This window comes from Chitinimonas sp. BJB300, from assembly GCF_002735695.1.
Taxonomy (GTDB): domain Bacteria; phylum Pseudomonadota; class Gammaproteobacteria; order Burkholderiales; family Chitinimonadaceae; genus Chitinimonas.
In genome coordinates this window covers 1-9,542 of sequence record NZ_PDZH01000133.1, presented here as the reverse complement: position 1 = coordinate 9,542, position 9,542 = coordinate 1, and the positions used below count along the sequence as shown (strand labels likewise).

Annotated in this window: 4 protein-coding genes and 3 tRNA genes; 3 read left to right on the top strand and 4 right to left on the bottom strand. The window is 56.5% G+C overall.

Annotated features, from left to right (window positions below):
* Nucleotides 1-131 precede the first annotated feature (131 nt).
* The 4 genes from hrpA to CSQ89_RS17680 all read right to left on the bottom strand — a co-directional run bounded on the left by hrpA (nt 132) and on the right by CSQ89_RS17680 (nt 4,763).
* Nucleotides 132-4,196 (bottom strand): ATP-dependent RNA helicase HrpA, encoded by a 4,065-nt coding sequence (gene hrpA / locus CSQ89_RS17695; protein WP_099407414.1) that lies wholly within the window; start codon nt 4,194-4,196, stop codon nt 132-134.
* Nucleotides 4,197-4,377: 181 nt separating this feature from the next.
* A tRNA-Asp gene (locus CSQ89_RS17690) sits at nt 4,378-4,454 on the bottom strand.
* Between the two features lie 31 nt (nt 4,455-4,485).
* Nucleotides 4,486-4,560 (bottom strand) — tRNA-Val (locus CSQ89_RS17685).
* Nucleotides 4,561-4,686: 126 nt separating this feature from the next.
* Nucleotides 4,687-4,763 (bottom strand) — tRNA-Asp (locus CSQ89_RS17680).
* A gap of 198 nt (nt 4,764-4,961) precedes the next feature.
* Here CSQ89_RS17680 and CSQ89_RS17675 point away from each other — a divergent pair.
* From CSQ89_RS17675 to gspE, 3 genes are read left to right on the top strand one after another with little or no spacing between them, the layout of a single operon-like run.
* The gene (locus CSQ89_RS17675; protein WP_099407413.1) at nt 4,962-5,840 is read left to right on the top strand and encodes a type II secretion system protein N; all 879 of its coding nucleotides are present in this window, start codon (nt 4,962-4,964) and stop codon (nt 5,838-5,840) included.
* Nucleotides 5,837-7,906, top strand: coding sequence for a type II secretion system secretin GspD (gene gspD, locus CSQ89_RS17670; protein WP_199065666.1), 2,070 nt, complete (start codon nt 5,837-5,839; stop codon nt 7,904-7,906). The genes CSQ89_RS17675 and gspD overlap by 4 nt, the downstream gene beginning before the upstream one ends.
* Nucleotides 7,903-9,375 (top strand): type II secretion system ATPase GspE, encoded by a 1,473-nt coding sequence (gene gspE, locus CSQ89_RS17665; protein WP_099407411.1) that lies wholly within the window; start codon nt 7,903-7,905, stop codon nt 9,373-9,375. Before gspD ends, gspE begins: the two co-directional genes overlap by 4 nt.
* Nucleotides 9,376-9,542: the final 167 nt, after the last annotated feature.

Sequence of the window (9,542 nt, the reverse complement as noted above, 5' to 3'; positions counted from 1 at the left end):
GAATGCCTGAGCATCAAGACGCAGAAGAACCCATTCGCACTTTGCCGCAAGTTACTGATCAACGCCTCCCGCGCGGCTTATGATCAGTTACAGCTGCTTCTCGCAGCTACTGCGTAACATCAGTCAGGTTCTTATTGCTTCATCAAGTCTTCAAACATCTTGGTCAGTCGCTTTACCGATACCGGATAAGGCGTGCGTAACTCCTGCGCGAACAAACCGACGCGCAGTTCTTCCAGCATCCAACGGAATGGCAACAGCGGTGCCGGATCTCGGCCTTGTTTACGCCATTTATCCTGCTCGGCTTCCCAGCGTGTCCACAATGCGGCGACTTCTTCACCGCGTTGGGCATCGCGGACTTGGTTAGCGTTGAATTTCTCAAGTCGGACCTTGATGGCTTTCAGATAGCGGGGGAGATGCGCCAATTGTTCCCATGGTGTCGCACTGAGAAAACCCTTGTGCACCAGCCTGCCCAACTGCTGCTTCAACTCACTCTGTATGCGTAACGGTTTGGACAGCAGGTTCTGCAGCTGTTGATGCTCGGTTGCGACCTCCTGCAATACCCGGTAGGCGGCATCACGTACCGCAGGCAGGCGGGTCTTGGCACGCTGTTTCTGGTTGTCGAAATCTTTTTTTGAGCGGGGCAGGGGGTCTTCGCCAATAAACGCCCGGTCGCATACCGCGGTGACCAGGTCATCCATCAGGCTGTCCGAATCAGTGACGCCTCGTAGCAACAACGCGGTTTGGGTGAAGTTGGGGAAGCACTTGGGCAACTGCTTTACCTGTTCCTTCAGCTCGAACTGCATCAGCTGCACCACACCCTTGCGGTGTTCGGCTTCCGCCACCGATTCCACGTCGAACAGGCGAATGGCGCAACTGCCCTCGTGCGATACCAGCGCAGGGTAGCCGGTGAGCATCGCACCGTGGCGCTCGAAAGACAGCTTGGCGGGCAGGTCGCCAAAATCCCAACTGGTGATGCCTTCCTTTTCAATCGCCGGGCCACTGGCTTTGCTTTTTGTGGTGCTGGGCAGGTCGGCATGGCGCGTCGGTTTGCCGGAGCCGGAGGCATGTTTGGGACCAGTAGGGCGTTCCGTATTGACGGGGGAGGCCGCGACTTCGCGGAAGGTCATCTGCGCGGCTTCGCCAAGCTTGGCGCGCAGGGCAACCAAATCCCGATTGCTGGCCAATTCCTGGCCGGCGTCATCCACCACGCGGATGTTCATACGCAGGTGTGGTGGCAGGTCGCTGGCGTCGAATTCATCCACACTCACCGGCTGGCCAATGCCACGGCCGACGGCATGGGCCAGTTGTGGCAACAATGCTGCTCTGCGGTCGGCCTTATCGAGTTCTCCCAACATCCGGGTGACAAAGTCCGGCACCGGCACACAGAGGCGGCGAATACTTTTGGGCAACGATTTGACCAGCAGGGTGATCTTTTCACGAATCAGGCCGGGCACCAGCCAGTCGAAGGCATAGCCATTCACCTTATTTAATAGATGCAGCGGAAGCTGTACGGTGACGCCATCGAGTGGATGGCCCGGTTCAAATCGATAAGCCAATGGCAAGTCGATGCCATCGAGCGTCAGCAGTGGTGGAAACTGTTGCTCGGTGATGGCTTCGCCCGCATGGCGCATCAAGTCTTCGCGGCTGAGGAACAATAGTTGCGGCTGTTCCTTCTCGGCCTGTTTGCGCCAAGCGTCAAACCCCTGGCCGTTGATGATATCGGCCGGCACCTTGCTGTCGTAGAAGGCGAACAGCACTTCTTCATCAACCAGCACGTCCTGGCGGCGCGCCTTGTGTTCCAGTTCCTCGATTTCGCTGATGAGCTTTTCGTTGTGTAGCCAGAACGCGGCGCGCGTGTTGAAGCGCCGGCCTGCCAAGCCTTCGCGCAGCATGATTTCACGCGCGTGGCTGGGGCAGACTGCACCGTAATGAATCTTGCGCCGGGCGACCACGGGCAAGCCATACAGGGTGACGCGTTCGCTGGCGACGACCTGTGCCATGGCTTCGTCCCAATGCGGCTCGAAATAATCGCGATTGACCAGATGGCCCGCCATTTTTTCCAGCCACTCGGGCTGAATGGCCGCGACGCAACGGGCGTACAGCTTGGTGGTTTCCACCAGTTCGGCGCTGACCACCCACTTGGGCCGGACTTTCTTTAGGCCGGACCCCGGGAAGATGCTGAACTTGATACCACGCGCCCCGAGGTACTCATCGTCATCCGGTTGCTTCATGCCGATCTGGCCCAATAGGCCGACGCAAAGTGCGCGGTGCAACGCATCGTGGGCTTGTTGTGCTGCCTGTTGGCGTTCTTTTTCTGCTTTCTTAGGCAGATGAGGCACGGCAGCGGGCTGGTCTTCCACCTTGGGCGGTGGCGCACCGGCTGTTTTCCAGCCCATATCCTCAACAATATCGGCCAGTTGTTTATGTAGTTCTCGCCACTCGCGCATGCGCAGATAGCTGAGGAAGTTGCTGTGGCATTCCTGAATCAATAAGCGATTGGTCTGCTTGTTTTTCAATGCCTGATCGAAGAAGTGCCACAGGTTTAGGTAGCTGACGAAGTCTGATTTTTCATCGGCAAACTTGGCTTGCGCCCGGTCGGCAGCATCACGCGCTTCGAATGGACGTTCGCGTGGATCTTGGATACTTAGCGCGGAAGCAATGATCAGCAGCTCAGGCAAGCAACCTTCATCGCGTCCTGCCAACAGCATGCGGCCAATCTTCGGGTCGACCGGCAGGCGCGCCATCTCGTTGCCCAAGCGGGTGAGCGTACCTTGTTCATCCACTGCGCCTAGTTCATGCAGCAAGGCATAACCATCGGCAATCAATCGGCCCGATGGCGCTTCAAGGAATGGAAAGTCTTCCACCTTGCCCAGCCGCAACGCCTGCATACGCAATATGACCGCAGCCAGTGAAGACCGGATGATTTCCGGGTCGGTAAAAGCCGGGCGGGCGTTGAAGTCTTTTTCTGAATACAGGCGAATACAAACGCCGGCGGCCACGCGGCCGCAGCGGCCGGCGCGCTGGCGGGCACTAGCCTGGCTGATTTTTTCGATCTGCAACTGTTCGACCTTGGCGCGTGGCGAGTAGCGGTTGACGCGTGCAAGGCCCGAGTCAATGACATATTTGATGCCGGGTACTGTCAGCGAGGTTTCCGCCACATTGGTGGAGAGGACGATGCGGCGGCCATTGCTGGGCCGGAATATCTTCTGTTGGTCTTCCACTGATAACCGTGCGAACAGCGGGACAATTTCGGCTCCCATGATCTTGGCGCGGCGCAACTCTTCGGCCGTCTCGCGGATTTCGCGCTCACCGGGTAGAAAGACCAGCACATCACCCAAGCCATCATGCCGCCAGACTTCCTGTACCGCATCGACCACGGCTTCTTCCATTTCCAGGTCGGCATCGTCGGCGTCTTTTGACCGTAATTCCTTATAACGGACTTCGACCGGAAAGGTGCGGCCGCTGACTTCGATGACGGGTGCGCCATCAAAATGCTGGCTGAAGCGGTCGGCATCGATGGTGGCGGAGGTGACAATGACTTTGAGGTCGGGCCGCTTGGGCAGCAGTTGCTTGAGAAAACCAAGCAGAAAGTCGATGTTGAGCGAACGCTCGTGCGCTTCGTCGACGATGATAGTGTCGTACTGGCTGAGAAAGCGGTCGGTCTGAGTTTCTGCCAGCAGAATGCCATCGGTCATGAGTTTGACGAGGCTCAGTTCAGATGACTTGTCGGTAAACCGCACCTTGAAGCCGACCGTATCGCCCAGTTCGGTTTTCAACTCCTGTGCGATCCGCGTGGCGACTGTACGTGCAGCCAGCCTGCGTGGTTGGGTATGGCCGATCAAGCCCGCGACGCCACGCCCAAGTTGCAGGCAGAGTTTGGGAAGCTGCGTGGTTTTGCCCGACCCGGTTTCACCGCAGACGATCACGACCTGATGTTCTGCGATTGCCTTGAGCAACTCATCGCGGCGTTGGTTGACGGGCAGCGCATCGTCGAACTGGGGTTTGGGCAGCTTGGCCAAGCGCGCCTGGTACTTGGCTTGAGAGACGGTGATGGCTTGTTCGAGCTCGGTAACGAGGCGGTCGGCCGGCTGTTTTTGCTTGATACGCTCGCGTACGGCGCGGGATTTTTGCCGTAGTGCATGGTGATCACGCAACAAACAGGTAGAGAGGGCTTGGTCGAATTGGGCTGGCAGCATGGCGGTAGGCTTTTTCAGGCAAGCCGCGATTCTAAGAACCTGTCTACGATCTGTCACGAGCAGCGCTAACAGGCTGCATAGCAAGATCATCAACCGGCTCTACTGCCGATTAAACGCGCAGAGGCAAGCTTGCAAAGGCGGAAATACAAAAAGCCCAGTCAAAAGACTGGGCTTTACGTGTTGGCGGAGTGGACGGGACTCGAACCCGCGACCCCCGGCGTGACAGGCCGGTATTCTAACCAACTGAACTACCACTCCATGCGTAAGTCATATGACTTTTGCATTAACTTGGTGGGCGATACTGGGATCGAACCAGTGACCCCTGCCGTGTGAAGGCAGTGCTCTACCCCTGAGCTAACCGCCCGAAATCTTAATTGTTTCCAATTTCGGAAAGGCGCGCATTCAATCACGCACCTGCAAACAACGTCAAGTCTTCGCTGTCTGGTACTGATTACCGCCAATTGATACCGACAGTAATACTTGAAAAACTTGGCGGAGTGGACGGGACTCGAACCCGCGACCCCCGGCGTGACAGGCCGGTATTCTAACCAACTGAACTACCACTCCGCGTTGGCTCTCTGCGACTTGGCGTCGTTTCGAGGGGGCGGATTAGAGCACAGGGCCAGAATTAGTGTCAACTAAATTGAATTATTTTCGCTTTGATGGCGGTGACCTTGGCTTGCTGCTATAAATGCCGGTTCGAATGCCGTAAATTTACCCACTTTGCTATCTATCGCAGCCTAAATATTTATTTGAAATAGCCGGATGATCATCTCCCTGCCTGCCTCGCCTTGGTTCTATCGCTGCCTCAACGGTTTGCTTGTACTGCTGACTGCTTGGCTCGCAGCGGGTCTCCTTTGGCAACTATTCGCACCCAAGTCGCCTTTGCCCGTGGCTGCACCCAATGCCATGCCCGTGGTGCAAGCCAGCACGGATATGTCCGCGCTCAATGCCTTGTTCGGTGAACAAGCGGCGGCGGAAGTCTCTTTATCTTCACTGGGCTTGAAACTGCGTGGCGTTATTGCTACGGCTTCGCCCGCCGCCGCGATCTTTGACCGATCCGGCGCTTCGGCCCTGGCGGTCAAGACGGGCGAGGAAGTCGAGCCCGGTGTCCGTTTGGTCGAGGTCGCTGCGGATCACGCATTACTGGATAACCGTGGTCGCCGTGAACGTATCGATCTTGATGCCAAGCCGGCGGCGCAGGGTGTTACCCCTTATGGCGCTCAACGGGTTGATGACTCAGATAGCGGGCAGGGCGATGAGCCACCCCCGCCGGTTCTTCCATCCCGTGCGGCTGCGGTGCCAGAAAACCGCAGTAGCGATACTTTGGTGATCAGCCGCCAAGCGTTGGCTGCGGGCATGCAAAATCTGAATGTGAATGACTGGACCCGCGGCTTGGGCGATGCGCCGGGTGGTGCCGGCGTGCTCATCGACAACGCGGCGGCACAACCGCTTGCTGGCCCATTAGGCTTACAAAGCGGCGATGTCCTGACCCGTGTAAACGGCAGCGCCTTGAAGCGTGCCGCCGATGTCTCTGCGCTTTATTCGGCATTCAGCCGTGGCAATACCGTCAATATCGAACTTCTGCGCAATGGAACACCCATAAACCTGCGCTTCAGCATCGAGAGCCAATCTGCACCATGAAACCTTTGAAAACGCTCGTTTTTGCCATGATGTTGGCCGGCCAGGTAATGGCTGCCGATGACAAGGTAATGCTTAACTTTGTCAATTCAGACGTCGAATCCACCGTGAAGGCGGTCGGCCTCATTACGGGGAAAAACTTTGTCCTCGACCCGCGGGTGAAGGGGACGGTGAATATTGTTTCATCCAGTCCTGTGCACAAACGCGAGGTCTATACGATTCTGCTTTCGGCCTTGCGTCTGCAAGGCTTCGCGGTGGTGGAAACCCCAGGCGCAGTCAAGATCGTGCCCGAAGCGGATGCCAAGCAGAATTTCGGTACGACGGCGAACCAGAAACTGAATGTCAGCGGAGACCGCATCGTCACGCAGGTGTACCCACTGATGCATGAATCAGCGGCCCAGATGGTGCCCATTCTGCGTCCCTTGATTACACCAAACAATTCGATAGCGGCTTATCCGGGCTCGAATGTACTGGTGATTACCGACTATGCGGACAACATCAAGCGGCTGAATCAGATTATCGCGAATATTGACCAGCCATCCACCAATGATCTGATCACTTTGCCGCTGAAATATGCTTCCGCGCTTGAAGTCGCGCAGATGATAGGCAAGTTGATGCCGGAGGTCAGTGTACCGGGTGTGGCGTCCGCCACGCCGGCAGGCGCACAGATGGAAGGTGTACGTAGAACGTCGTTGATTCCGGATACACGGGCCAATACTTTGATTGTGCGCGGTGATAACCCGACGCATCTCGCCCAGATCAAACAGATGGTGGATAGCCTGGACCGCGCGGGTTCAACAGGCGGGAATATCCATGTGGTCTATCTGAAGAACGCCAACGCCACCAAGCTCGCCGCGACGCTGAAGGCTATCCTGACGGGTACCGATGTCCCGCAGCAGACCACGAGTACGAGCAGCAGCACCAGCGGTACCTCGACGACCGGCACCGCCTCTGTCCAAAGTAGTACAGGCGGTGGTGGGCAGATATCGCCCGGGGTGGCTGTGCAGGGTGACCCCACGACCAATTCGCTGATCGTTACGGCACCTGATAATGTCTACAACAATATCCGTGCTGTGATTGATAGGCTCGATGTACGCCGTGCCCAAGTTTATGTGGAGGCGCTGATTGCTGAAGTCAATGTCAGCAAAGTGGGTGAGTTTGGCGTGCAGTGGCTTGCTGGCGGCATACGTGGAGACGTGGCTGCTGGGGGAGTGAGTAACCTGGGCAAAGAAACCAGTAGCATTACATCTATGGCTGCCGCTATTAAAACTAAGGCAGTCACCAGCTTGCCTGCAGGCATGATCATGGGTATTGCCAATTCCAATAAAACCTTGGGTGCGGTTGCGACGATGTTGGAATCCAACGGTGACGGCAATGTGTTGTCCACACCAAACATCATCACCTTGGACAATGAAGAAGCCAGCATTATTGTGGGCCAGACTATTCCCGTTATTACGGGTACTCAATCCTCTACTGGAAGCAACCCAAATCCATTTACGAGCGTAGAACGTAAGGATATCGGCATTACTTTGAAAGTGACGCCGCAGGTATCGGAAGGTGGCTCGATTACCATGACGGTGGAGCAGGAAGTCTCAAGCATTGATACAGAGGTGTCAGCCCAGATTACCGGTACGAATACCGGTGTGACAACAAAGAAGCGACAAATCAAATCCAAGGTATTGGTTAACGATGGCCAGACGATAGTGCTGGGCGGGTTGATTGAGAACAAGTTGACAAAGAACGAAAGCAAAGTGCCGTTCCTGGGAGATATCCCACTGTTGGGGCGCTTGTTCAACTATGAGAAACGCGAAAATAAACGCTCTAATCTGATGGTCTTTCTGCGGCCTGTGATTTTGCGTGATGACCAGAGTACTTCGGCGTTGAGTAACGACCGTTACGAAATGCTGCGTAAAGACCAGGCTGAATTTGTCACAGAGAATCGTGCATTCCTGCCGGATTTGCCCCAGGTGGTAGCCCCTGTATTGGATGCCCGCCCAGGAAAAGGCTTATTGGCCCCCGAACCCGCTACGCCTGAACCTGCAGAAACTGCACCAGCTACTGCCCCATGAGCTACCAGAAACTCGCCAGTTATGGCTTTGCCCGCCAGCGTGGTGTGGTTGACGTTGCCGAACACGATGGCACGGTGGATGTATTGCTGCGCAAGGGGACCGATCTTTCCGGGCTGATGGAACTTCGGCGTTTATTGGGTAGGCCGGTGAATGTCGAAATGCTGGACGTGGCTATCTTTGATGCGCGCCTGGCCGGGTTGTTCTCCCGTCAGGACAACCATTCGGCCGATGTGGCCGAGGATGTCGCTGCCGATATGGACCTGAGCCGATTGGCGCAGGATCTTCCGGCTATCGAAGACCTGCTGGAAGCCGAAGACGACGCGCCGATCATCAAGCTGATCAACGCCTTGTTGACCGAAGCCTTGCGCGAAGGGGCGTCGGATATTCATATCGAGCCCTTTGAGACGCGTTCTGTCGTGCGTTTCCGTATCGACGGCAAGCTAAGCGATGTCATCGAACCCAAGCGTCAGCTGCATTCGGCCATTGTCTCGCGGGTGAAGGTGATGGCCAATCTGGACATCTCGGAAAAGCGTCTGCCGCAGGATGGCCGCATCACGTTGCGTATTGCGGGTAGACCTGTGGACGTTCGGGTTTCGACTTTGCCCACGGGGCACGGTGAGCGTGCAGTGCTGCGTTTGCTGGATAAGTCTGCCGGCCGGCTCGATTTACAGAAACTGGGTATGGAAGGGCGCACCCTTTCCGTGATGCACAAGCTGATTGCCGAGCCACATGGCATTGTGTTGGTAACTGGCCCGACCGGATCGGGCAAGACAACTACGCTCTATGCCGCTCTGGCGGCCATGGATGCCTCGACCACCAATATCATGACGGTGGAAGACCCCATCGAATATGATCTGGACGGAGTGGGGCAGACCCAGGTCAATGCCCGTATCGAGATGAGTTTTGCCCGTGCGCTGCGCGCCATCCTGCGCCAGGACCCGGATGTGATCATGATTGGCGAAATTCGTGATCTTGAAACTGCGCAGATTGCGGTGCAGGCATCGTTGACCGGCCACCTTGTACTGGCCACCATCCACACCAACGACGCGCCGGGCGCGGTGACGCGTATGGTCGATATGGGTATCGAACCTTTTCTGCTGGCTTCGTCGTTGATCGGTGTGTTGGCCCAGCGCCTTTACCGTCAGCTTTGCCCTGCTTGTAAGGTGGCCTATACGCCTGATGATGCGGAAATGAAAGCCTTGGGCTTGTCTGAAGCCAGGCCGTTGTACCGTGCCGTAGGGTGTGAGCAATGTAACCAGCTGGGCTATAAGGGCCGTGCTGGGGTGTATGAATTGTTGACGGTGGATGATGAAGTCCGCCGTCTGATTCACGATGGTGCTAGCGAAGCGCGGATTCGCGACTATGCCAGCACACGAGGCATGAGCAGCCTGCGCTCAGACGGTATTGAACAGGTATTGGGCGGTAAGACCACACTAGAAGAAGTGGTGCGGGTAACGCGAGAAAGCTGATGCTTGTGTTTGCAGAAAATTGAAAAAGGCCGCAATGCGCGGTAATGCCGTTCACTTAACAACGCAGAGCTGTTTGACCGGATAACGCGACGGCGGCTTTTTCACGACACGGGGGCATTCGCGCCCCCGTCGTTGTTTGGACAGCAATTGGTCACCCAACCGTTCGC

Excerpts from the sequence above, each read along its gene's own strand:
- gspE (WP_099407411.1), top strand. The coding sequence starts at position 7,903 with ATGAGCTACCAGAAACTCGCCAGTTATGGCTTTGCCCGCCAGCGTGGT.
- gspD (WP_199065666.1), top strand. The coding sequence starts at position 5,837 with ATGAAACCTTTGAAAACGCTCGTTTTTGCCATGATGTTGGCCGGCCAG.
- hrpA (WP_099407414.1), bottom strand. The coding sequence starts at position 4,196 with ATGCTGCCAGCCCAATTCGACCAAGCCCTCTCTACCTGTTTGTTGCGT.
- CSQ89_RS17675 (WP_099407413.1), top strand. The coding sequence starts at position 4,962 with ATGATCATCTCCCTGCCTGCCTCGCCTTGGTTCTATCGCTGCCTCAAC.